Source organism: Microbacterium sp. 8M, from assembly GCF_902506375.1.
Lineage (GTDB): Bacteria > Actinomycetota > Actinomycetes > Actinomycetales > Microbacteriaceae > Microbacterium.
Window position 1 is genome coordinate 1,420,759 of sequence record NZ_LR733284.1, and the last position, 20,965, is coordinate 1,441,723.

25 protein-coding genes are annotated in these 20,965 nt (G+C 70.3%); 16 read left to right on the forward strand and 9 right to left on the reverse strand.

Going from position 1 to position 20,965, the window contains the following annotated elements:
- Positions 1–40: 40 nt before the first annotated feature.
- Genes AERO9AM_RS06730 through AERO9AM_RS06745 form a run of 4 tightly spaced genes read left to right on the forward strand, consistent with a single transcriptional unit; the run spans position 41 to position 3,073 of the window.
- Positions 41–1,306 (forward strand): multidrug effflux MFS transporter, encoded by a 1,266-nt coding sequence (locus tag AERO9AM_RS06730; protein WP_159575449.1) that lies wholly within the window; start codon positions 41–43, stop codon positions 1,304–1,306.
- Positions 1,294–2,325, forward strand: a complete 1,032-nt coding sequence (locus AERO9AM_RS06735; protein WP_159575450.1) for a zinc-dependent alcohol dehydrogenase family protein — start codon at positions 1,294–1,296, stop codon at positions 2,323–2,325. The genes AERO9AM_RS06730 and AERO9AM_RS06735 overlap by 13 nt, the downstream gene beginning before the upstream one ends.
- The gene (locus AERO9AM_RS06740; protein WP_159575451.1) at positions 2,322–2,729 is read left to right on the forward strand and encodes a (R)-mandelonitrile lyase; all 408 of its coding nucleotides are present in this window, start codon (positions 2,322–2,324) and stop codon (positions 2,727–2,729) included. Before AERO9AM_RS06735 ends, AERO9AM_RS06740 begins: the two co-directional genes overlap by 4 nt.
- A complete protein-coding gene (locus AERO9AM_RS06745; RefSeq protein WP_159575452.1) occupies positions 2,726–3,073 on the forward strand; it encodes a carboxymuconolactone decarboxylase family protein in 348 nt (115 codons plus the stop codon). The genes AERO9AM_RS06740 and AERO9AM_RS06745 overlap by 4 nt, the downstream gene beginning before the upstream one ends.
- Here the strand turns inward: AERO9AM_RS06745 and AERO9AM_RS06750 are convergent.
- Positions 3,055–3,924 (reverse strand): helix-turn-helix transcriptional regulator, encoded by an 870-nt coding sequence (locus AERO9AM_RS06750; RefSeq protein WP_159575453.1) that lies wholly within the window; start codon positions 3,922–3,924, stop codon positions 3,055–3,057. The genes AERO9AM_RS06745 and AERO9AM_RS06750 overlap by 19 nt on opposite strands.
- Before the next feature lie 86 nt (positions 3,925–4,010).
- On the opposite strand from AERO9AM_RS06750, the gene AERO9AM_RS06755 reads away from it, so the two are divergent.
- The 3 genes from AERO9AM_RS06755 (at position 4,011) to AERO9AM_RS06765 (ending at position 6,625) form a co-directional block, all read left to right on the forward strand.
- Positions 4,011–4,655 (forward strand): NADPH-dependent F420 reductase, encoded by a 645-nt coding sequence (locus AERO9AM_RS06755; protein WP_159575454.1) that lies wholly within the window; start codon positions 4,011–4,013, stop codon positions 4,653–4,655.
- A gap of 28 nt (positions 4,656–4,683) precedes the next feature.
- On the forward strand, positions 4,684–5,670 hold the full coding sequence (locus AERO9AM_RS06760) for an aldo/keto reductase (RefSeq protein ID WP_159575455.1): 987 nt from the start codon (positions 4,684–4,686) through the stop codon (positions 5,668–5,670).
- A 256-nt stretch (positions 5,671–5,926) separates the two neighbouring features.
- Positions 5,927–6,625 (forward strand): hypothetical protein, encoded by a 699-nt coding sequence (locus AERO9AM_RS06765; RefSeq protein WP_159575456.1) that lies wholly within the window; start codon positions 5,927–5,929, stop codon positions 6,623–6,625.
- A 102-nt stretch (positions 6,626–6,727) separates the two neighbouring features.
- Here the strand turns inward: AERO9AM_RS06765 and AERO9AM_RS06770 are convergent, their stop codons facing one another.
- Together AERO9AM_RS06770 and AERO9AM_RS06775 are read right to left on the reverse strand one after the other, a co-directional pair.
- Positions 6,728–6,877, reverse strand: coding sequence for a hypothetical protein (locus tag AERO9AM_RS06770; protein WP_159575457.1), 150 nt, complete (start codon positions 6,875–6,877; stop codon positions 6,728–6,730).
- A gap of 191 nt (positions 6,878–7,068) precedes the next feature.
- Positions 7,069–7,749, reverse strand: a complete 681-nt coding sequence (locus AERO9AM_RS06775) for a class I SAM-dependent methyltransferase (protein WP_236602516.1) — start codon at positions 7,747–7,749, stop codon at positions 7,069–7,071.
- A 57-nt stretch (positions 7,750–7,806) separates the two neighbouring features.
- Here AERO9AM_RS06775 and AERO9AM_RS06780 point away from each other — a divergent pair, with 57 nt between their 5' ends.
- Positions 7,807–8,562 carry an alpha/beta fold hydrolase gene (locus tag AERO9AM_RS06780; RefSeq protein WP_159577414.1) on the forward strand — a complete coding sequence of 252 codons (756 nt, stop codon included), beginning with the start codon at positions 7,807–7,809 and terminating at the stop codon, positions 8,560–8,562.
- Between the two features lie 4 nt (positions 8,563–8,566).
- Here the strand turns inward: AERO9AM_RS06780 and AERO9AM_RS06785 are convergent, their stop codons facing one another.
- The gene (locus AERO9AM_RS06785; RefSeq protein WP_159575458.1) at positions 8,567–9,346 is read right to left on the reverse strand and encodes an alpha/beta fold hydrolase; all 780 of its coding nucleotides are present in this window, start codon (positions 9,344–9,346) and stop codon (positions 8,567–8,569) included.
- 84 nt (positions 9,347–9,430) lie between these two features.
- Here AERO9AM_RS06785 and AERO9AM_RS06790 point away from each other — a divergent pair, with 84 nt between their 5' ends.
- Complete coding sequence (locus AERO9AM_RS06790) at positions 9,431–11,200, forward strand: GNAT family N-acetyltransferase (RefSeq protein ID WP_159575459.1); 1,770 nt, start codon at positions 9,431–9,433, stop codon at positions 11,198–11,200.
- A gap of 63 nt (positions 11,201–11,263) precedes the next feature.
- The gene (locus AERO9AM_RS06795; protein WP_201298597.1) at positions 11,264–11,425 is read left to right on the forward strand and encodes a hypothetical protein; all 162 of its coding nucleotides are present in this window, start codon (positions 11,264–11,266) and stop codon (positions 11,423–11,425) included.
- Here the strand turns inward: AERO9AM_RS06795 and AERO9AM_RS06800 are convergent.
- Positions 11,413–11,784 (reverse strand): VOC family protein, encoded by a 372-nt coding sequence (locus tag AERO9AM_RS06800; protein WP_159577415.1) that lies wholly within the window; start codon positions 11,782–11,784, stop codon positions 11,413–11,415. The two genes, AERO9AM_RS06795 and AERO9AM_RS06800, sit on opposite strands and share 13 nt — an antisense overlap.
- A gap of 94 nt (positions 11,785–11,878) precedes the next feature.
- Here AERO9AM_RS06800 and AERO9AM_RS06805 point away from each other — a divergent pair, with 94 nt between their 5' ends.
- The 4 genes from AERO9AM_RS06805 to AERO9AM_RS06820 are packed head-to-tail and all read left to right on the forward strand — an operon-like array spanning position 11,879 to position 14,541.
- Positions 11,879–12,454, forward strand: coding sequence for an alpha/beta fold hydrolase (locus tag AERO9AM_RS06805; protein WP_236602517.1), 576 nt, complete (start codon positions 11,879–11,881; stop codon positions 12,452–12,454).
- Complete coding sequence (locus AERO9AM_RS06810) at positions 12,454–13,017, forward strand: isochorismatase family protein (protein WP_159575460.1); 564 nt, start codon at positions 12,454–12,456, stop codon at positions 13,015–13,017. Before AERO9AM_RS06805 ends, AERO9AM_RS06810 begins: the two co-directional genes overlap by 1 nt.
- Before the next feature lie 33 nt (positions 13,018–13,050).
- Positions 13,051–13,893 (forward strand): Fpg/Nei family DNA glycosylase, encoded by an 843-nt coding sequence (locus AERO9AM_RS06815; RefSeq protein WP_159575461.1) that lies wholly within the window; start codon positions 13,051–13,053, stop codon positions 13,891–13,893.
- Between the two features lie 9 nt (positions 13,894–13,902).
- Positions 13,903–14,541: a DUF1345 domain-containing protein gene (locus AERO9AM_RS06820; RefSeq protein ID WP_236602518.1), complete on the forward strand. Its 639-nt coding sequence runs from the start codon at positions 13,903–13,905 to the stop codon at positions 14,539–14,541.
- Positions 14,542–14,675: 134 nt separating this feature from the next.
- Here AERO9AM_RS06820 and AERO9AM_RS06825 read toward each other — a convergent pair whose 3' ends face one another.
- On the reverse strand, positions 14,676–14,975 hold the full coding sequence (locus AERO9AM_RS06825) for a Fe-S cluster assembly protein HesB (protein ID WP_159575462.1): 300 nt from the start codon (positions 14,973–14,975) through the stop codon (positions 14,676–14,678).
- A 192-nt stretch (positions 14,976–15,167) separates the two neighbouring features.
- On the opposite strand from AERO9AM_RS06825, the gene AERO9AM_RS06830 reads away from it, so the two are divergent.
- On the forward strand, positions 15,168–15,326 hold the full coding sequence (locus tag AERO9AM_RS06830; RefSeq protein ID WP_159575463.1) for a hypothetical protein: 159 nt from the start codon (positions 15,168–15,170) through the stop codon (positions 15,324–15,326).
- A gap of 24 nt (positions 15,327–15,350) precedes the next feature.
- On the opposite strand, the gene AERO9AM_RS06835 is transcribed toward AERO9AM_RS06830, so the two are convergent.
- Complete coding sequence (locus tag AERO9AM_RS06835) at positions 15,351–16,844, reverse strand: MDR family MFS transporter (RefSeq protein ID WP_159575464.1); 1,494 nt, start codon at positions 16,842–16,844, stop codon at positions 15,351–15,353.
- Positions 16,845–17,120: 276 nt separating this feature from the next.
- On the opposite strand from AERO9AM_RS06835, the gene AERO9AM_RS06840 reads away from it, so the two are divergent.
- Positions 17,121–18,995, forward strand: coding sequence for an ABC transporter ATP-binding protein (locus AERO9AM_RS06840; protein ID WP_159577418.1), 1,875 nt, complete (start codon positions 17,121–17,123; stop codon positions 18,993–18,995).
- A 110-nt stretch (positions 18,996–19,105) separates the two neighbouring features.
- Here AERO9AM_RS06840 and AERO9AM_RS06845 read toward each other — a convergent pair whose 3' ends face one another.
- Complete coding sequence (locus AERO9AM_RS06845) at positions 19,106–19,879, reverse strand: SDR family NAD(P)-dependent oxidoreductase (protein WP_159575465.1); 774 nt, start codon at positions 19,877–19,879, stop codon at positions 19,106–19,108.
- 64 nt (positions 19,880–19,943) lie between these two features.
- Positions 19,944–20,885 carry a glycosyltransferase family 2 protein gene (locus AERO9AM_RS06850; protein WP_159575466.1) on the reverse strand — a complete coding sequence of 314 codons (942 nt, stop codon included), beginning with the start codon at positions 20,883–20,885 and terminating at the stop codon, positions 19,944–19,946.
- Positions 20,886–20,965: the final 80 nt, after the last annotated feature.

Sequence of the window (20,965 nt, forward strand, 5' to 3'; positions counted from 1 at the left end):
GGACTCCCTCGGGCCGTTCGTACGCGGTGTCCTGGATGACGTGACAGCATCCCTCACTTCCGTATCCCGTGTGCGCGCCAGCGGTCCGCTGGCGACCCTGCTGCTCGTGCTGACCGTGTTCGGTCCGATCTCGATGGATCTCTACCTGCCTGCGCTCCCGGCTCTGACGACCGAGCTGGGTGCGGCGACCTCGACGGCGCAACTGACCGTGACCGCCTGCTTGATCGGTCTCGCGGCCGGGCAGCTGATCGCCGGGGCGCTGTCCGACCGATTCGGCCGCCGCGGTCCCGCACTGATCGGTGTGACCGCGTATGTGCTGGTTTCGGCGTTGTGCGCAGCGAGCCCGACCGTCGAGCTGCTCATCGCGGCCCGGTTGGTGCAGGGGCTGGCCGGAGGCGTCGGCATCGTCATCGCGCAGGCGGCCGGTCGCGACGTGTACGAGGGCGGGAGGCTCATCCGGTTCTACGGGCGCCTCACCGTCGTCGGTGGCCTGGCGGCAGTCGTCGGCCCGCTCGTCGGCGGCGCGCTCACGGCGATCATGGACTGGCGTGGGCTGTTCCTCGTTCTCGCGGCGGTCGGTGCGCTCATCCTGGGGTGGGTGGTTCTCGGTCTCCGCGAGACGCTCGCCCCTGGCGGGCGCACGGCGGCAGGGTTCGCCGTGATCCGGCGGGATATGCGGACGTTGTTCTCTGACCGGCTCTTCGTCGGCGCGGTCGTCGCGCAGGGCTTCGTCTATGCCGCGCTGTTCGCCTACCTCAGCGGTGCGACCTACGTGCTGCAGGGCGTCTACGGCCTCTCGCCGCAAGCCTATGCACTCGCCTTCGGACTCAACTCTGCCGGCTTCATGGTGTTCGGCTACCTCGCGGGACGTTTCAGCGAGAAGTGGAGCGTGGTCGGCACCCTGATCGTCGGTCTCGTGATCGCCGCGCTCGGTGCCGTCGGGCTGCTGATCGCAGGCCTCGCATCCGTTCCCCTGGCCGTCGTCATCGTCGCGCTCTTCCTCCTCGCCGCCGGGACGGCCGTCACCAGCCCGCCCTCGACGACGCTGGCGCTGGCCGACTACCCGCAGATCGCGGGCACCGCATCCTCCGTGCTCGGCGCTGCCCGCTTCGCCTTCGGGGGCATCGCAGCGCCGCTGGTCGGCGTTGCGGGTGCCCTCAGCATCCTCCCGCTCGGCCTGGTCACCACGGTCGCCGTCGCGGCCGCTGGGGTCACCGCCGCTCTTCTGCTTCGACGTCCGGCCCGGGTCACCGCCGCCGGGACCACCCACTCCGCAACGAAAGGACCCCTCACATGCGTGGAGTAGTCATGTACGCACCCCGGGATGTGCGCGTCGAGGAGCGCGCCGACCCGGTCATCGAGGTACCCACCGACGCCGTGATCCGGGTCACCGCAGCGTGCATCTGCGGCTCCGACCTCTGGCCCTACCGCGGGACGGACGCCGTCACCGCGCCCACGCCGATGGGGCACGAGTACGTCGGCGTCGTCGAGCAGGTCGGCGAGGAGGTGTCGAACGTGAAGGTCGGCGACTACGTCGTCGGCTCGTTCTTCGCCTCCGACAACACCTGCGAGATCTGCCGCGCCGGCTACCAGTCGCGTTGCATGCACGCGTTCCCGATGGGTGCGCTCGGCACTCAGGCCGAGAAGCTGCGCGTCCCGCTCGCCGACGGCACCCTCGTCGTCGTTCCCTGCACCCCGACGCCGGCGCAGATGCGCAGCCTCCTCGCCGCCTCCGACGTGCTCGGCACGGGCTGGTTCGCAGCCGTCGCCGCGGAGGCGGGCCCGGGTAAGACCGTCGCCGTCGTCGGCGACGGCGCAGTGGGACTGCTCGGAGTGCTCGCAGCAAAGCAGCTCGGAGCCGAGCGGATCATCGCGATGAGCCGCCACGCCGACCGCCAGGCGCTCGCCCGCCGGTACGGAGCGACCGACATCGTCGAGGAGCGCGGGGATGCCGGCGTCGCAGCCATCAAAGAACTGACCGACGGACTCGGCGCCCACTCCGTCATCGAAGCCGTCGGGACCCAGGAGTCGATGATGCAGGCGATCCGCGCCACGCGTCCTGGAGGACACGTCGGCTACGTCGGAGTCTCGCACGGCGTCGAGCTGCCGGGGGAGGAGCTGTTCTTCTCCGGGGTGCACCTGCACGGCGGTCCCGCCCCCGTTCGCCGCTTCCTCCCCGAGCTGATCGAGTCGATCACGCGTGGCGAGCTCGACGCCGGTGCGGTATTCGACCTCACCCTGCCTCTGTCGGAGGCGGCGGAAGGCTACCGGGCCATGGACGAGCGCCGCGCCATCAAGGTGCTGTTGGAGACGGAGAACGCATGAACATCGAACCGGCCGTATCCACGGTGAAGAACCCGACGGAGCAGTTTGCTGGCGACGTCTGGGTCGACCCCATCGCCGCCCCGCACGACGGCGACCAGAGGATGACCGTTGCGCTCGTCCGCTTCGCCCCCGGCGCCCGCACCGCCTGGCACAGCCATGCGCGCGGGCAGTACCTCCGCGTCACCGCCGGGGTCGCCCGATTCGGCGACCGCGACGGCAACATCGTCGAGGTTCACCCGGGGCAGACGCTCTACACGCCTCCCGGCCAGGACCACTGGCATGCCGCGGCCCCCGGCTGCTTCATGGAGCACATCGCCATGTTGGAGTCCGCTGACGACCCCGCGGAAACCACCACCTGGAAAGAACACATCACCGACGCCGATTACGAAGGACGAAACGCATGACCGACAACACCCGCGACGGCTGGACCGGAGGGCAGCGCGCCTTCGGCGACTTCGCCCCCGGCCTCGTGCACTACACCGACCAGGTGCTCTTCGACGAGGTGTGGGAGCGCCCCGGCCTCTCCAAGCGCGACCGCAGCCTCATCACCGTGACTGCGCTTCTCGTCGGCGGCAACGTCGACCAACTCCGCTTCCACCTCCCCTTCGCCGTGCAGAACGGCGTCACCCAGGAGGAGTTGATCGAGGCGATCACTCACCTGGCCTTCTACGCAGGCTGGCCCAAGGCTATGTCGGCGATGACCATCGCCAAGGAGCTGTTCGGGGAAGGTCAGGAGACGTCTTCGTGACGCGCGGACTGCGCAGAGTGCTCCCACGAAGCCAGCAGGACCAGGCCGTCGGCCGTCGGCGACCCGGGGTCCGCTGTGTAGGTCGTGATGGACGTGTGCGGGTCGCCGGGCAGCGTGAAGTCGTCGTAGGCGAGATCGAGCCGGCCGACGACCGGATGCATGATCGACTTGCGGCCGCTCGAGTGCCGCCGCACCTCATGACGGGCCCACCGGCCCCGGAAATCCGCGCTCCGCGCGGAGAGCTCGCCTACGAGCGCGGATGTGGCGCGATCGAGCGGGTCCCGGCCGGAGGCCGCCCGCAGCACGGCGACCACGAAGTCCTTCGCGTCGTCGTGGTCGACGTAGAACCCTGCCGCCCGCGGGTCGAGGAAGACAAACCGCGAAAAGTTGGCTGGCTGCTCCGCGGAGTCGAGCACCATCGCGTACAACATGCGTCCGAGGTGATTCGCTGCCAGCAGGTCGAGCCGCTCGCTGATGATGACGGCGGGAACACTCATCGAGTCGATGACCTGCTGCACGGAGGCGGTGATCGGAGTACTCGGCTGTGCGCGCACACGGAGGGGGGCGCCATTCGCGTTGCGGGCGAGGTCGTATAGGTGGGCCCGCTCGTCGTCGCTCAGCTCCAGGACACGGGAGATGGCATCCAGAACGCCGTCGGACGCGCCACCGATCCGGCCCCGCTCCATCCGTGTGTAGTACTCGACACTCACGCCCGCGAGCATCGCCAGTTCTTCTCGGCGGAGGCCGGGTACCCGTCGCGATCCGCCGACGTGTCTGAGCCCGGCACGCTGCGGAGTGATCCGTGCTCGGCGACTGGTGAGGAAATCGCGAACCTCCTGCTCGATCTCCATACGACAACGCTAGCTTCGCCGCCCAAGGCGTGGGGGGTCTTGTCAGGGACTCCCAGATCCCGCCCGGCGAACAGAACATGGCGGACATGAGAATCGCAGTACTCGGAACAGGCATGGTCGGTCGCGCCATCGCCTCCCGTCTGTCCGGCCTCGGCCACGAGGTCGTCGTCGGAACCCGCGACGTGGAGAAGTCACACTCTCGCGGCGACGCAGGCGACCTCCGCCTCCTGACCTTCGCCGACGCAGGTGCTTTCGGCGACGTCATCATCAACGCCACCAACGGCGCCAACGCGCTTTCCGCGCTGAACGCCGTAGGCGAGAAGAACCTGGCGGGCAAGGTCGTACTCGACCTCACGCTCCCGCTCGACCTGTCGTCCGGGCTCCCGCCGACCCTGACCGTGGCGAACACGGACAGCCTCGGCGAGCAGGTGCAGCGCGACTTCCCCTCCGCACGCGTCGTCAAATCGCTCACCACCGTCTACTTCGAGGTCATGATCGACCCGAGCCGGATCCCCGGCGAGCACAGCATCTTCGTCGCAGGAGACGATGCAGACGCCAAGGCGGTCGTCAGGAGCCTGTTGGCACAGTTCGGCTGGCCGGAGAATTCGGTCATCGACCTGGGCGGCATCGCCGGCGCCAGGGGTGTCGAGATGTACTCACGCCTCTTCTTCGAGCTCTACCAGGCGTTCGGCACCTTCGACTTCAACATCAACGTGGTCCGCCCACGCTGACCACACGCAACACGGAAGGATCGGATCAATGCACACACGCCGACTCGGACAGGGACTGGAAGTCTCGGCAATCGGTCTGGGCGCCATGGGCATGTCTCAAAGCTACGGGCCAAACCCCGGGGACAGGAACGAGATGATCGCCGTCCTCCGCGGCGCAGTCGACCGCGGCATCACCTTCTTCGACACGGCCGAAGTGTACGGGCCGTACGAGAACGAGGAACTGGTCGGGGAGGCGCTCGAGCCGTTCCGCGGTCGCGTCGTCATCGCCACGAAGTTCGGCTGGGACATCCGGGACGGCAAGAGCGTCGGCCTCGACAGCCGCCCCGAGCAGATACGTCGCGTCGCAGAGGCGTCGCTGCGTCGACTGCGCGTCGACGCGCTCGACCTGTTCTACCAGCATCGCGTGGACCCGGCCGTGCCCATCGAGGACGTCGCAGGCACCGTTGGGGAACTGGTCGCGGAAGGGAAGGTGCGTCACTTCGGGCTCTCCGAGGCGTCGGCATCGACCATCCGCGCTGCGCACGCGGTCTTCCCGGTGACCGCCGTCCAGAGCGAGTACTCGCTCTGGACGCGAGACCCGGAGTCGGAGGTCCTGCCGACCCTCGCCGAGTTGGGCATCGGTTTCGTGCCGTTCAGCCCTCTCGGCAAGGGCTTCCTCACCGGGACGGTGGATACCTCGACGGCCTTCTCGGAGAACGACATCCGCCGTCGCGTTCCGCGCTTCGAGGACGAGAACCTCGCCCGCAATCAGGCGCTGGTCGATCACATCGCCGGGCTCGCGGAGCGCGTCGGCGCCACCCCCGGCCAGGTCGCCCTGGCCTGGCTGCTCGCCCAGCAGCCGTGGATCGTGCCGATCCCCGGAACGCGCCGCCTCTCGCGCATTGAGGAGAACTGTGCGGCGACAATGGTCGGCCTCTCCGCTGACGAGGTCGCAGACCTCGACGCGCTGGCCGCGCGGATTGGCGTGTCGGGCGAACGTTACAACGACGAACACAGAAGCTACCTCGACCGCTGAGGCGGCGGCATCCACCGCTCGGGCCGCCTAAGACCGACAGGCTTTCCTCCCCGCGTCAAATCCCCACGATGTTCGAGGCCGGTGAGCGCCGAGTTCCAGAGCGAGACGGAAGATCGTGGTGCTGCTTGTAGGCAACAGTTCCACCCCGCCGTATCTCCTCTCGCGGCTCTTGCCTCCAAGGAGCTCCAAGGAGAGGGGACCTCCTAGAGCGGTTCTTCCTTTGAGGGCCGGGAGCGTCGACCGCTAGGGTGTGGGCATGTCGGACACCGGGGGGCGTCAGGTAGGGCGTCGTGCAGTTCTGGTCGGCGTCGCGGCGACACCGGTCGCGGCTGCGCTTGCGTGGAGCACGCCTGTCGTGCAGAAGGCGGTTGCTCTCCCGCTGGCGGTTACGAGTGGTCCACCCACGCCTGAGTTCAACTTCACGGTCGTGTTCGAGGACTTCAGCGTGGTCGTGCCGACGTCGTGGAGTGGGTTCGGGGTCACGAGCGACGGCACTCTTCCGAGGCGCGCCGTGGTGACGTACACCGGGCCTGATCCGTTCGTGCCGGCAGCGCAGAAGGATGCGCCGTACCTCCTCACACTGTGGGGCGGATCCGGCGCGGCACGGACGGGCACGTCGCCGGACGGATGGCCGCAGACACACGTCGACACGGCCAACGTCAAGGTCAACGGGATCGTCCGGAGCTCTCTGCTCAAGCTCCTCTACCCCGAAGAATCGTCGTACTACCACGCGTGGCAGGAGACGATCCTGCCCGGTGATGTCATCGAGCTTCCCCTGGCCTACGGATTCGACGCCCCCTGGTCACCGGACCTGTGGTACCCCGGAAGCTCCAGCCCTCTCGGATCGCTGTCCTTCGCGGTGCTGTCGCAGGTGACCGATGCCGTCAGCACGGACAACCGGGCCGACGCCACGGTGAACACGGAGATCGTCAGCGTGCCACCGGGCTGGGGTTGATCGGCAATCCACGCAGTTCGTGGTCCGGAGTCGGGTCGGGCGCAACCGAGCACAACTCATGCCACGCCTGCGGGAGGGACGGTCGGCGCGGCGCTGCAGGCATCAACGGTGGAACATCGCGAGGACCGTCACACCGCCCAGGACCAGGGCGGACACGATCATTCCCCAGACCGGGGCACCGTAGTACTCCCGCAGGAGCCAGGGTGTGTCGTTGTATCCGCGGCTGACGCCGCGGCTGCGGCGCCATTTCATGCCGGTCAGACTCCCAGCCCAGCCTTTGCGCCGGGTGGGGAAGCTGTTGCCGAGAGGTTTCGCGCGTCTTCATCGACCGAACAGGACGCGATCGATGGTGCCGGAGAACGTGGCCGACTTCTCGGATCCGGAACCACACGATGCGCTCTGGCGCCGGCAACCGTGCGTTCCCTTTCCACGTGCGATCACCCTCAGGCGGCCGCGGGCTTCGTCCACTCGATCGTGTGGCGGAAGCCCAGCTGCCGGCGGATCACCGCGCCGGGCATGATCTGCCGCACCGCGTCCCGGATCTGGGCGAACGTGTACTCCGGATCCTTGACGGGGAAGGGCGGGGCCGCGTCGGCTGGTTGCGCCACCCAGGGGTGCATCACGAAACCGATGACCGGGTTCGTGAGCATGGAGGCCACGTCCCACAACTGGTCCGCGGCGGAGTCGGGCCGGGCCAGGCCGACGCACAGGAAGCGCCCGCCGGGCTTCAGGATCGCGCGGACCTGGCGGAGTGCCGGCGTGAGGTCGAGGTGATGCAGCACGGCGATCATCGTGACCACGTCCTTGCCCTCGGACACCCGCTCCAGCGGGGTGGCGTCCACGGTGACGTTCGGAAGGCCCGCGCACCGAGCGGCGCTCGCCTCTCGCATGCGGGCGTCGATGTCGATGCCGTGGACGTGGTCGAAGTGCTGAGCCAACCGGGCGAGGAGCTCGCCGCGACCGCACCCCACGTCGAGTGCCTCGTCGCGCCTCGCCGGCAGTCGCGCGATGATCCAGGAATGGAACGCGTCGTTGTGGCTCCACGAGTGCCGGGCGTTCAGAGCGCGCATCGCGGCGGCGGCCCGGGCGCCCACCCCGGCGCGCAGCGCATTCCTCACCTGCACCCGCCCCAGTGTGCCATGGCCTGACCGGGGCCGACGGCCTACCGTGGAGTCGTGGACATGCGCGCGGGCCCTACCATCGTGCATTTCGTCGAGCACGGGAGCGGTCGCCCTGCGCTGATCCTGCACGGAGCCGGGGTCGACCACCGCGAGGCGGAAGCGTGCTTCGAACCGGCGTTCGCGGGGATGGAGGGCATCCGGCGGATCTACCCCGACCTGCCGGGGATGGGGCGTACCGCGGCCGAAGGCATCGACAGCGCCGACGACGTCGTCGGGGTGCTGCTCGAATTCGCCGAGCGGGTCGCCGGCGACGTGCCGTACCTCGTGGCGGCTCATTCGGCCGGCGCGCATTTCGCCCTCGGGATGGCCGCGCGACAACCGGCGCGCGTGGCCGGGCTCGCGCTGATCTGCCCGCTTCTGCCCGGTATCCGAGACGTGCCGGCGCACCGGGTGGTCGCAGGGCCGGGGAACCTGGGCGACGAGACGTTCCGGGAGTACTTCGTGGTGCAGACGCCCGAGATGCTCAAGCGGTACGAGGAGTTCGTCGTCCCGGGTGCGGAGCTCGCGGACGAGGCCGCCATGGAGCGGATCGGCTCACGCTGGGAGCTCGCGCCGGGGGCGCCATTCGACGCGCCGGCGCTGCTCGTGGCGGGCCGGCTCGACGCGACGGTCGGATCTGCGGCCGCTCTGGACCTCGCGGATCGCTGGTTCCGCGCCACGGCGGCCGTGCTCGACGACACCGGGCACGCGCTGCCACACGAGAAGCCCGATCTGCTGCGCGCGCTGATCGAGGACTGGGTGGGAAGGATCCGGTAAGGGCTCAGCCGTGTCGGGCCACGTCGTGCTTCAGCACCTGCGGCCAGGTGTCCACGTCGACGGGGTCACTCGCCACCGAAAGGGTGGCACGGGGGAGCAGGGACGCCAGCGTCTGCGCCGTCGCGAGCGGGTGTCCCGGATCCTCGATCCACGCCAGGATCGTGGTCGGCACGTCGATCCGGGCGATGGCGTCGTGGGCGGGAAGGTCGCTCATCGCGGCGCCGCGCAGCAGCGACGGAAGCAGCGCGTCGGCCACGTCGGGCACGGTCTCGGGGGCTCCCGCGGTGGCGGGCGGAGTCGTCCCGCCGCGGTGCGCGGCGACCAGGGCGTCGACGCCCTCGGACTCGACCAGGGCTGCGTCGTTCCGGTAGTTCTGCGCCTGCGCGGCGCGGGTCTCCCACGCCGTGGGCGGCACCATGAGCGTGAGGCCGGCGAAGCGGCCGGGTTCGCGGGCTGCGGCATGCAGCAGCGTCGCCGCGCCCATGGAGGGCCCGACGCCGTGCACCTGTTCCCCGGGGAACCAGTGATCGAGCAGCCGCAGCAGGTCGTCGGCAAGGTTGGGCCAGGTGTAGTCCTCCGCGACCTTGCGACCGGTCGACCTGCCGTGCCCGCGGGCGTCGTACCGCAGCAGCCGCGTTCCGCTCAGCCCTCGGCCGAGGTCGAGATTCAGCACGCGATCCCTGGCCCTGCTCGAGGTCAGGCCGTGCAGCTGCACGACGGGATGTCCGCCTTCGTCGCTGAGCGCGACGGCGAGCTCGGCGCCGGTGACTTCGAAGGTGGGCATCGCGTTCCTTCCGCTACCGGGTGTCCCTATCGGATCCGCAGAGCCGACGCTGATGCCAGGCTAGCGGGACGCTAGGGTACTCCCATGCGTCTGACCCACGTCACGCAGTTGCGCCTCCCGTTCGGCCGGCTCTGGGAGTACGACGTCAGCGCCGCCGAGCTCGGCGCGCGCCTGCCGGTCTCCTTCGACCAGGGGATCCACGTCGGCCTCGGAGACAGACCGGGATCGTGGATGGCGATCTCGTTCCGGCTGCCGCATCGCGCGACGAAGGATGAACTCGCGGACGCATGGCTGGCGGTCATCGCACGTCACGGCACCCTGCGCACCGCGTTCGCTCCCGGCGAGGAAGGTCGACCCCGGCTGCATGAGATCGCGATCGGTCCCGGATCCTGGGTCGAGCACGAGATCCTGCCCGGGCAGGCGGTGAACGACGCCGTACGCGACGTGCTCGATGAGGCGTGTTCTCCCTACCGCAGGCCGTCCTATCGGCTGTGCGTCCTCGAGAACGCGACGGGCGTCACGGTCGTGATCGGATCCGATCATGCCCATGTCGACATGTGGTCGATGCTCGTCATCGCCCGCGATCTCCTGTCAGCGCTGGACGCGGCGCGCGACGGCCGGGATCCCTGGGCGGCGCCGGTCGCCGCGTTCGTGGACCACACCCGCTCGCTGCTCGAACGCGATCCGGCGCCGGATGAGGTGCGGCGACGATGGGCCGACATCATCCGCGACAGCGGCGGGGCGATGCCGCGGTTCCCGCTGCCGCTCGGCGCACCCGAGGCGCATCGCGAGAGGGTCGAGGTGCGCGATGTGCTGGACCCCGACGACAGCGCGGCGTTCGCGGCGCAGGCACGGGAGAGCGGCGTCTCGACGCTGGCCCTGGCCGTCGTCGCCATGACGGCGGTCACGCGAGAACTCGCGGGCACCCCCTTGCGGGCGATCTTCCCCGTGCACAGCCGCTACGAGGACACCTGGCACGACTCCGTGGGCTGGTTCATCACCAACTCCGTGCTGGAGTCGGCGGTCGCCGAGCCGCGTGAAGCGGCCGCTGCCGTCAAGGAGGCCGTGCAGCTCGGGTCCTGGCCGCTGGCCGACGTGCTCGCCCCCTGGGGCGGGATGCCGGTCGCGCCGGGGATGTTCGCGATCTCCTGGCTCGATCTGCGCCGGCTCCCGGTGCGCATCGACTCCGTCGGACTCGACGCGCAATACGTCGGGGCGGCGATCGACACCGACGGCGTCATGCTCTGGTTCATCCTCGACGAGTCCGGTCTGCACCTGCGGTGCCGGTATCCGGACACGGCAGAGGCGCGGGCCAATGTCGGCCGGTGGCTCGACCTGCTCGTGGCTCGGCTGCAGGCGGAGGCGAAGACGTCGGTGAGGGGCCTCCTGCACGTGGCGGGCCGCACGTACCGGATGGAGCGGGCGGAGAGGGCGGACATCGAGGCGATCGCCGCGTTGCTGGCCGACGACCCCTTCGGCGCGGAGCGCGAAGACGCCGAGCTCGGCCGGTACGAGTCCGCGTACAACGCGGTCATGCGCGACCGCTCGAACTTCCTCGGGGTGGTGCGCGACGACGCCGGTCGCATCGTGGCCACCGTGCAGCTGACCGTGATCCCCGGGCTCTCGCGCGGAGGATCCACGCGGCTGCAGATCGAGGGTCTGCGCGTCGCGCCCGCCGAGCGTTCGCGGGGACTCGGCACGGCGATTCTGGAGTGGGCGCACGACTTCGGGCGGTCCCGTGGGGCGACGCTCGCCCAGGTGACCACCGACGAGGCCCGGGACCGGGCGCGCGCCTTCTACACCGGGCTCGGCTATCGGACGGCGCACGTAGGCCTGAAGCGTCCGCTCGACTGACCCGCGTGCCGGCGCGCTGCGCGCAGGCGTACTCTGGCTGTGTCTTCCCGAGGAGGCGCGCCCATGACCGACACCGATGAGCGGTCCGTACCCGCACATGTTCCAGGGCCGGGGGAGCCGAGCATCCCCGAGCTCGAGGCGGACGAGAACGTCGCTCCGCGACCGGAGGAGGAGATCGCCGATCTGCTGCGCGCCGAGCCCGACGCGGACGATCACGTCGGCTGAGCCCGCTCGCCGGCATCGATGACGCAGAAGCGGTTGCCCTCCGGATCCTCCATGATCACGTAATCCGCATCCGCCGGCCTGCCGGACCAGTGCACTTCGCGGGCGCCGAGGCCGGAGAGCCGGGCGACCTCCGCGGCCTGATCTTCGGCGTAGAGGTCGAGATGGATGCGCGGCGGAAGGATCCGCTCGCTCGGCATCGTGTCCAGGGACAGGTTCGGCCCGCGCCCGTCGCGCGACTGCAGCACCACGAAGTCGTCGTCGTGCGGCTCGCGGACCACGTAGTCCAGCGCGGCCGTCCAGAACGCCTTCTGCCGCTCGAGATCATCGACGCGGATGACGACGGATCCCACGATCAGCATGGTCGCCACGATACCCGGAGGGTGAGCACCTGTCTGCCGTAGACGGGACGGCGCGAGCGGTGAAGGCTCTGGTGACACTCGATACGATGGCTCGGTGACTACCGAGAACCACAGCATCTTCGAACCCGATGGCCGCGCGATCCCCTATGTCGACGAGATGTCCGAGGGCGACGGTCCGGTTCTGGTGCTGATCCCCGGACGCGGGCTGGAGGGCGGCGCGCTCGGCTCGGTCGCGCACATCCTCGCCGGCGAGGGGATCCGCGTGCTGCGGATCGGAAGCCGCGCCGATGACGAGGCGACCCTCGAGGAGCGCGTGCAGGACGCGAGCGACGTCATGGACCACGTCGGGATCGGGGCGACCTGGATCGGCGGCCACGGCGTCGGCGGCACGGTCGCGCGCGTCCTGTCGGCGAAGCGCACGGACCGCGCTCTCGGCGTGCTGCTGCTCGGCGTCGAGGACGTCGACGTTCCGCTCGCCCCGTCGGTGCCGGTCCTCATCATCCAGGGATCCGAGGACGACGTGATGCCGCCGGCGAACGGCGAGAAGCTGCGCAAGGCCGCTCCGGAGCGGACCAGTGTCGTGACCATCGAAGGCGGCGGCCACCTGTTCCCGGTGAGCGACCCGGTCGACACCGCGTTCGCCATCGAGGACTACCTGGCCTGGGACTGATGCGCGTGGAGGCCGCACAGCCGGACGCGGGCACTGTCGTTCTCGTGATCGACATGCAGGCGGGCGTGCTGCCCGGATGCTTCGACGAGGAGGGCGTGCTGTCGCGGACCGACGCGCTCGTGCGGCGGGCCCGCCGCGAAGGCGTTCCCGTGGTCTGGGTGCACCACGACCCGGTCGGCGTGGGCACCGCGGACTGGGAGCTCGCCGCGCCGCTCGAGCGCGCCGAGGGCGAGCCTCTCGTCCGCAAGAGCTACCGCGACGCGTTCGCCGAGACGGACCTGCGCACGGTGCTCGACGACCTCGGTGCGACGCGGCTGGTCGTCGCCGGGGCGCAGTCCGACTTCTGCGTCCGCACCACCACGCAGCGCGCGGCGGCGGAGGGGTACGACGTGACGCTCGTGCGAGACGCGCACACGACCGTGGACGCCACGGCGGACGGCGTGACGATCTCCGGCGCGCAGATCGTCGCGCACACGAACATGTATTTCGCCGGGCTCCGCTACCCGGGGCAGGAGTTCGCCGTCGCACGCCACGACGAGGTCGCACTGGTCCGAACCCGCTGAGCGGATGTCCGCACCCGGTGCGAGGATGGGCTCATGCCTGAGTCGCCGGAGGTGCAGGCGCTCGTCGAGTTCCTCGATGAGCGGGTGGTCGGCCGTGAGATCGCCGAGATCGACGTCGCGGAGTTCCGCATCGTGAAGACGCGGGGCCGGCCGCCGGGTTCGCTCGTCGGTGCGCGCATCGACGGCCTGCAGCGGTTCGGCAAGCACGTCGGATTCGACACCACGGCGGGCTGGCTGATGCTCGGGTTCGGGCGCAACGGGTGGATCCGGTGGCATGCGCCCGATGAACCGCCCGGTGACGAAGCCGTGCCGGAGGTCGCGCGGATCGGGCTGGACGACGGCGCGGCGATGCAGATCGTCGACACGGGGGACTTCCTCGCCGTCACCACGTCCGTCGTCGACGCTCCCGCCGACCTCTCCGGTATCGCCGGGCTGGGGCCGGATCCGCTGGACGAAGACTTCAGCCAGGACGAGTTCGAACGTGCGCTGGGCACGCGGCGCAAGCAGATCAAGGCGCTGCTCCAGGAACAGACGTCGCTCGCGGGCATCGGGAACGCGTACTCCGACGAGATCCTGCATCGCGCTCGGATCGCGCCCACCCGGCACGCGGCGGTGCTCGACGGCGACGAGCGCCAGCGGCTGTTCGAGGCGACGGTCGACGTGCTGCGCGGCGCCGCGGCGGATCGGCGGGGCCTGCCGCCGGATCGGCTGAAGCAGGCCAAGGTGGCGGCGATGGCCGTGCACGGCCGCGGCGGAGAGGCCTGCCCGGTGTGCGGCACCACGATCGTGGACCGCGTGTTCGGAGGCGCCTCGGCGCAGCTCTGCCCTCACTGCCAGTCCGAGCCCTCCCCGGCCCTGAGGCGACGCCCGGGATAGCATGCCGAAGTGAGTTCGCTTCCTCTGAGCCATGGGTGGCGCGTGCGCACGCCCGTCGCGGTCCTGGTCGGCATCGTCGTGGGGTTCATCGTCACGCCGCTTCTGGGCCTCGCGGCCGGGCTGCTCGCGGCGTGGGGCGCGCTGGCGCTCGTCAGCACGGTGTGGATCCTGCTCGTCACCTGGCGCATGGACGCAGAGCAGACCCGCGCGCACGCCACCGAGGAGGACCCGGGGCGTCGGATCGCGCGACTGATCGCCGTCACCGGCAGCTTCGTGAGCATCGCCGCGGTCCTGGTGGTGGTGCTCGAGGCACGGCACGCGGCGGGGTGGACGCAGTTCGCGCTCGCCGGGATCGCGGTGCTGAGTGTCGCAGCCTCCTGGGCGCTCATCCAGACCGACTACATGCTGCGGTACGCGAAGCTCTACTACGACGGATCCCGCGGGATCATGTTCAACCAGTCCGAGGATCCGCAGTACACCGACTTCGTGTACTTCTCGGTCGGGCTCGGGATGACGTATCAGGTCGCCGACACGAACGTCACCCGCAATGCGATCCGACGGCTGGTCATCGCGCAGACCACGATCGCCTACGTGTTCGGTGCGCTGATCCTCGGCACGATCATCAACCTCGTCACCGGACTGGGGTGACCGCGCTGGAGTGACGCGCCGGCGGGACCGCGCCACGTGATCGCCGCACCTGCTCGGATGAGCACGGCCCTGGCATGAAGAAAGGCTCGGGCGGACGGCGAGGAGCCGACCACCCGAGCCCGGGCGCAGGACCGTCAGACGGCCTGCGGCAGAAGGGAGAACGACACGGCGCCCTCCTCGTTCACGTTCGCATCCAGGACCTTGTCGTCCAGGACGATGGCGGCCTCCCCTTCCAGGAAGACCGGGGCGCCGGGCAGATCCAGGATCTGATCATCCGGCTCCGGCGCGACGACCACGTCGGCGGCCAGACGGGGCTCGCCCGTCTGCGCCGGTGCGTCGGCCGTGTGGATGCGCAGGCCCGCGCCCTCCGTGTCGGTGCGACGACGGACGAGCGTGGTGACCAGCGCGGTGGCGTTGTCGGTCAAGGTGAGCACGAGGCACTCCTTCCGGTTTCGGTCATACCGCGGTCACGGCATGTCCGGGCCACGATTCCTCGTCCGGGCCGAGCTCTCAACCGCGCTGCGGCGTTTCGGCCGGATTCGGAGGTTCTTCCCACCTGGGCGCGGTCCGTCGGCTCAGGCGGCCCGGGCGGCGCCGGTCCGCGCAGGCAGGCGTACCATCGAAGGATGACCACCGCAGCCGGATCCGAGCAGCAGGGCCCCGCGGACGCAGAGCGTCCGGGGCCGGGGAATGCTCCGAGCCTGACCCTGCTTCCCGGCCTCGACGCGCTCGACGTCGGCCTCTGCGTCGACGGCGCCTGCCGCCTCCCCGGCGCGAAGGATTGATCCCGCGCCGGGGAGTGCCTGCGGTCAGTGCGCGGCGGGCGCGGCGCTCTCCTCGGGAGCGAACTCGCCGTGCGGCTGGTCCTCCGGCTTGCGGATGATGAACGCGCCGACGATGGTCACGGTCGCGATGACCGCGCCGATGATGAACGTCGCCCGCGAGCCGGCGGCGACCGCCGTCGGCACCGTGGTGCCGCCCTGTCCGTTCACGATGAGGGTGAAGACGGCCATCATCACGGCGATGCCCGCCGCGCCCGCCACCTGCTGCACGGTACCGATGACCGCGCTGCCGTAGGAGTAGAACTTCGGCGACAGCGAGGCCAGAGAGGCCGTGAACAGCGGCGTGAACGACAGCGCCAGCCCCACCGACAGCAGGGTCTGCGCGATCAGCACGATCCAGACCGGCGTCGTGGGAGTGAGCGTCGTGTAGAACCACAGCGTCGCGGCCGCGAGGATCGATCCGGGGATGAGCAGGATCTTGGTGCCGCGGGCGTCGTAGATGCGACCGATGACCGGACCCAGCAGACCCATCGCGAGGGCGCCCGGCAGCACCACGAGCCCGGCCTCGGTGCTCTCCAGTCCCAGCGCCTTCTGCAGGAACAGCGGGATCACCGTGATCGTGCCGAAGAACGCGAGCGACAGCAGGAACATCTGCAGCATCGAGAGGGTGAAGTCGCGCGAGGCGAAGACGCGGAGGTCGAGCAGTGCATCGTCCTTGCGCTGCAGCACCACCTGACGCCACAGGAACGCCACCAGCCCCAGCACGCCGACGACGAGCGAGATCACCAGCGGCGCCGGCGACCCGCCGCCGCCCGCGAGCGCGCCGACCTGGCTGAGGCCGAACACGAGCCCGCCGAAGCCGAACGCGCTCAGCACGACGGAGAACACATCGAGAGGGGCGTCGGTGCGCTCGCCCACGTTCGTCAGCCAGCGCCACCCGATGAACATCGCGACGAGGGCGATGGGCAGCACGACCACGAAGATCGCACGCCAGCTGAAGTGGTCGAGCAGGAAGCCGGAGAGCGTCGGCCCGATCGCGGGCGCGAGGGAGATGACGGTGCTGACGCGACCCATCATCCGGCCGCGGCTCTGCGCGGGCACCAGGTTCATCAGCGTGGTCATGAGCAGCGGCATCATGATCGCCGTGCCCGAGGCCTGCACCACGCGGGCCAGCAGCAGCATCGGGAACCCGATCGCCACCGCCGCGAGGAGCGTTCCCGCGGAGAACAGCACGAGTGCGCCGAGGAACATCTGCCGCGTGCTGAACCGCCGCAGCAGGAAGCCCGTGGTGGGGATCACGACGGCCATGGTGAGCATGAACGCGCTCGTCACCCACTGCGCGTCGAGCGGCGTGATGTGCAGGTCGTCGATGAGGTGCGGGATCGCCATGCTCATCGTCGTCTCGTTGAGGATGGCGACGAACGCCGCGGCGAGCAGCACCCAGATGACCGCCATGTCTCGGCGGGGGATGAGGGAGGACCCGGCGCTGGTCGGCACGGATCCGGTTTCGATGGCGGACATGTGTTCCTCCGGCTCTGCGGGGGCGAAAAGGGGGGATGTGGTGCGGCGGCGACGCCGGCGACTCTCAGCGTAACCACAGGGTCGGACATTCCATTCCCGGCGGGCGCTCGGCGCTGCTCTCGGCAGCGCGAGACACGACCTCGGCGCGTTGCGCCGTGAGCGGACGGGACGGTCGCCACAGCCAGGGCATCGCTGCGGGGACATACGCTTGCGAGGTGCCGAGGGTGCAGGCGACCCGCGGCGGGCAGGGGTGAGCTCATGAGCATGATGGTGAGGATGGGCGGCATGCGCGGTGCACGACCGGTCGACGAGGAGGCGCAGCGCCGGCAGAACGCGGAGGCCCCGCGCATCCCCGACCTCGGGCGCCGCGTCGTCGCCCTGTTCCGTCCCTATCAGGGGCGGATCCTGGTCACCGGCCTGCTCGTGATCCTCGGCGCCGCTCTGGGCGTCATCCCGCCCCTGCTCGTGCAGCGCGTGTTCGACGACGCGCTGTTCCCGTATGGCGCGAGCGCGCCGCGACTGGATCTGCTCGTCCTGCTCGTGGTCGCGATGATCGGGCTCTACCTGCTGTCCTCGGGGCTCGGCGTGGTGCAGACCTGGCTGACCTCCACGGTCGGCAACAGCGTCACCGGGGATCTCCGGGTGCGCCTGTTCGAGCACCTGCAGGCCATGGAGCTGGGCTTCTTCACCCGCACCAAGACGGGCGTCATCCAGTCCCGGCTGCAGAACGACGTCGGCGGCGTCTCCGGCGTGCTCACCAGCACCGTGACGAGCATCCTGGGCAACACCGTGACGGTGATCGCATCGCTCGTCGCGATGATCCTGCTGGACTGGCGGCTGACCATCATCGCCGTGTGCGTCATGCCGATCCTGGTGCTCGTGCAGCGCCGCGTCGGGCAGGTGCGCGCGCGCATCGCCGGCCAGACCCAGGAGTCGCTGTCGGAGCTGACGGCGATCACGCAGGAGACTCTGAGCGTCTCGGGGATCCTGCTCTCCAAGTCGTTCAACCGCCAGCGCTCCGAGTCGGCCCGCTATCAGGCGCAGAACCGCACGCAGATCCGGCTGCAGGTGCGACAGGCGATGAGCGGTCAAGGCTTCTTCGCCGTCGTGTCGGTGCTGATGTCCAGCGTGCCGGCCATCATCTACTTGGTGGCAGGATTCCTCGTCGCGGGCGGCACCGGATCCATCACCGCGGGCGCCATCGTCGCCTTCACGACCGTGCAGGCGCGCCTGCTCATGCCGCTCATCGGGCTCATGCGCGTCGCGCTCGAGGTGCAGACCTCTCGCGCCCTGTTCGCCCGCATCTTCGAGTACCTCGACCTCGTGCCCCAGATCCAGGATGCGCCCGACGCCCTGCCGGCGACCGCGGCTCCCGGCCCGCGCGGCCAGCTCGAGTTCCGCGACGTGCGCTTCCGCTACCCCGATGCGTCTCCGGCGGCGCGCGACACGCTGCAGGGGATCTCGTTCACGGCGGAGCCGGGGCAGCACGTCGCCTTCGTGGGGCCGTCCGGCGCGGGCAAGACGACGATCCTGTACCTCGCGCCGCGCCTGTACGAGGCGACCGGGGGTCAGGTGCTGTTCGACGGCGCCGACGTGCGCACCCTCACCCAGGAGTCGATCATCGACGAGATCGGCATCGTGTCGCAGGAGACGTACCTGTTCCACGCGACCATCCGGGAGAACCTGCTCTACGCGAAGCCCGACGCCACGGACGAGGAGCTCGTCGCGGCGTGCACGGCGGCCAACATCCACCACGTCATCGCAGGGTTCGAGAACGGCTACGACACGGTCGTGGGGGAGCGCGGCTATCGCCTGTCCGGCGGTGAGAAGCAGCGGATCGCGATCGCGCGCGTGCTGCTGAAGGATCCGCCGGTGCTGCTGCTGGACGAGGCGACCTCGGCGCTGGACACGGTCTCGGAGCGGGTCGTGCAGGAGGCGCTGGACGAGGCGGCGAAGGGCCGCACCACGCTCACGATCGCGCATCGGCTGTCCACCGTGATCGGCGCCGACGTCATCCACGTCGTCCAGGACGGGCGGATCGTCGAATCGGGCACCCACGCGGAGCTGCTCGCCCAGGGCGGGCTGTACGCCGACCTCGCCGCCCAGCAGGTCGCCGCGGCGCGGATCGACACGGACGTCCGCTCCGCCTGACCGGTCCGGCGGGGTTCGCCGGGGATCGGGAACACCGCGTCCCGGTCCGAGACTCCGCCGGGGCACCGCGAACAGGCGGCCCCCGACGGAGTTCCGGACTCGGGGAGTGCTCAGTGCGCGCTCATCCCGCCGTCGACGAAGAGCGAATGCCCGGTGACGTACGCGGATCCGGCGCCGGCGAGGAACACCGCTGCGCCGGCGAAGTCGGAGGGCAGGCCGTTGCGGCCGATCATCGTCCGCGCCGCGAGGGCGGCGATGCGCTCCGGATCCTCCTGCAGGCGCGCGTTGAGCGGGGTGAGCACGAAGCCGGGCACGAGCGTATTGCTGGTGACCCCGGTGCCGCCCCAGGCCTCCGCCTCCGAGCGCATGAGCGATTCGACCGCGCCCTTCGAGACGCCGTAGATCCCGCTGCCGACGAAGGCGCGGTGCGCCTGCTGCGAGCTGATGTGGATGAGCCGCCCGTAGCCGCGCTCCGCCATCCCGGGCGCGTACCGCTGGCCGAGCAGGAACGGCGCCAGGGCGTTCACCGTCATCGTGGCGTCCCAGTCGTCCTCGGTGATGTCGCCGAAGGCGGGCCGGATGTTGATGCCGGCGGAGTTCACGAGGATGTCCGGTTCGCCGAACGGCGCGGCCGCGGCCTCCGCGGCCGCGCGGATGCCGTCGCGGGTGCCGAGGTCGCCGACGACGCCGGCGGTGCGGCATCCGGCATCCGTGAGCTCGCGCACCGTGTCGTCGATGCGGTCGGCGCCTCGGGCCACGATCACGGTGGCGGCTCCGGCGCGGGCGAGCGCGGTCGCGATGCCGCGGCCGATGCCGGAGCTTCCGCCGGTCACGACGGCGGTGCGGCCGTCGAGCGAGAAGAGTTCGGAGAGGTAGGCGTTCATGGTGGTCCTGATTCTGGGAGACGCCGCGCACGCCCGCGCCGGCATGCGGGAGCGGGCCCCCGGGCTACCAGCGCAGTGCGGCGGCGAGTGCGGGATCGACACGGGCGTCCGCGAACTCGGGGAGTGCCTCGAGTTCGTCCAGGAACGCCCGGACCGCCGCAGGATAGGCGGGGTCGGAGTGGGTGCCGGCGATCTCCTGGAGCGGCGGCACGTCCATCGCGAGGATGAGCTCGAGCCTAGCGGTCACCGCGGCGTGCGCGCCCGCCTCGTGCAGCACGGCGATTCCGCCGCGCAGCGCTGCGAGGTAGTCACGGAGCACCGGCAGGCGGTCCTTGCCCTGGGTGATCGACGAGCCGTCGGCTCTGAGCCGCCATTGCACGATCACGTCGGGGATCACGTCGAAGGCGCGCGCGGTGGTGTACATGCGCTGCGCCACGATCTGGTCCTCGTATGCGACGCCCTCGGGGAAGCGCAGCCCGTGCCAGAACGCGGTGCGGCTGAGCTTGGACCAGGCCACGATGTTCGCAGAGGCGGCCGGATGCGCGAAGATCGTCGTGCCGAGGCGCTCCGGATCCGTCGCCGCCGCGACCCACGGCTGCACCCGCCCGGGCACGTAGCGCTCGCCGTCCCAGCGGGAGCGCACGTAGGCGCCCGCCACGAAGTCGCTGCCGGTCGCCGCGAGCGTTCCGGTCATCCGCTCCAGGGCGGTGGGGGCGAGCTCGTCGTCGCCGTCGAGGAAGCCGAGGTATTCGGTGTCGACGAGGTCGAGCGCGGCGTTGCGGGCACCGCCGAGACCGCGTGCCTCGGTGTGGCGCAGGACCGTGAAGCGCGCATCGGCGCTCGCCGCGGCGTCGAAGATCCGCCCGGTGTCATCGACGGATCCGTCGTCGACGAGGATCGCGCGCCAGGAGGGCAGCGTCTGCGCGCGCAGCGAGTCGAGCGCGGCCGGCGCGAAGGCGGCGATGTCGCGACCGGGCACGATCACGGTCACGAGCGGGGCGGGCACCTCGCCAGTCTAGGAGCGGAGCACGGGTACGAGGGCGGGGTCCGGGTCGGAAAGCCCGGAGGGATGTGGGCGGGTCGGGG

What these genes read in the sequence shown, in the direction of transcription:
- AERO9AM_RS06740 (WP_159575451.1), top strand. Translation starts at nt 2,322, where the DNA reads ATGAACATCGAACCGGCCGTATCCACGGTGAAGAACCCGACGGAGCAG.
- AERO9AM_RS06780 (WP_159577414.1), top strand. Translation starts at nt 7,807, where the DNA reads ATGCGCGCGGGCCCTACCATCGTGCATTTCGTCGAGCACGGGAGCGGT.
- AERO9AM_RS06760 (WP_159575455.1), top strand. Translation starts at nt 4,684, where the DNA reads ATGCACACACGCCGACTCGGACAGGGACTGGAAGTCTCGGCAATCGGT.
- AERO9AM_RS06815 (WP_159575461.1), top strand. Translation starts at nt 13,051, where the DNA reads ATGCCTGAGTCGCCGGAGGTGCAGGCGCTCGTCGAGTTCCTCGATGAG.
- AERO9AM_RS06765 (WP_159575456.1), top strand. Translation starts at nt 5,927, where the DNA reads ATGTCGGACACCGGGGGGCGTCAGGTAGGGCGTCGTGCAGTTCTGGTC.
- AERO9AM_RS06755 (WP_159575454.1), top strand. Translation starts at nt 4,011, where the DNA reads ATGAGAATCGCAGTACTCGGAACAGGCATGGTCGGTCGCGCCATCGCC.
- AERO9AM_RS06770 (WP_159575457.1), bottom strand. Translation starts at nt 6,877, where the DNA reads ATGAAATGGCGCCGCAGCCGCGGCGTCAGCCGCGGATACAACGACACA.
- AERO9AM_RS06790 (WP_159575459.1), top strand. Translation starts at nt 9,431, where the DNA reads ATGCGTCTGACCCACGTCACGCAGTTGCGCCTCCCGTTCGGCCGGCTC.
- AERO9AM_RS06750 (WP_159575453.1), bottom strand. Translation starts at nt 3,924, where the DNA reads ATGGAGATCGAGCAGGAGGTTCGCGATTTCCTCACCAGTCGCCGAGCA.
- AERO9AM_RS06735 (WP_159575450.1), top strand. Translation starts at nt 1,294, where the DNA reads ATGCGTGGAGTAGTCATGTACGCACCCCGGGATGTGCGCGTCGAGGAG.
- AERO9AM_RS06800 (WP_159577415.1), bottom strand. Translation starts at nt 11,784, where the DNA reads ATGCTGATCGTGGGATCCGTCGTCATCCGCGTCGATGATCTCGAGCGG.
- AERO9AM_RS06785 (WP_159575458.1), bottom strand. Translation starts at nt 9,346, where the DNA reads ATGCCCACCTTCGAAGTCACCGGCGCCGAGCTCGCCGTCGCGCTCAGC.
- AERO9AM_RS06795 (WP_201298597.1), top strand. Translation starts at nt 11,264, where the DNA reads ATGACCGACACCGATGAGCGGTCCGTACCCGCACATGTTCCAGGGCCG.
- AERO9AM_RS06745 (WP_159575452.1), top strand. Translation starts at nt 2,726, where the DNA reads ATGACCGACAACACCCGCGACGGCTGGACCGGAGGGCAGCGCGCCTTC.
- AERO9AM_RS06840 (WP_159577418.1), top strand. Translation starts at nt 17,121, where the DNA reads ATGGGCGGCATGCGCGGTGCACGACCGGTCGACGAGGAGGCGCAGCGC.
- AERO9AM_RS06830 (WP_159575463.1), top strand. Translation starts at nt 15,168, where the DNA reads ATGACCACCGCAGCCGGATCCGAGCAGCAGGGCCCCGCGGACGCAGAG.
- AERO9AM_RS06845 (WP_159575465.1), bottom strand. Translation starts at nt 19,879, where the DNA reads ATGAACGCCTACCTCTCCGAACTCTTCTCGCTCGACGGCCGCACCGCC.
- AERO9AM_RS06835 (WP_159575464.1), bottom strand. Translation starts at nt 16,844, where the DNA reads ATGTCCGCCATCGAAACCGGATCCGTGCCGACCAGCGCCGGGTCCTCC.
- AERO9AM_RS06810 (WP_159575460.1), top strand. Translation starts at nt 12,454, where the DNA reads ATGCGCGTGGAGGCCGCACAGCCGGACGCGGGCACTGTCGTTCTCGTG.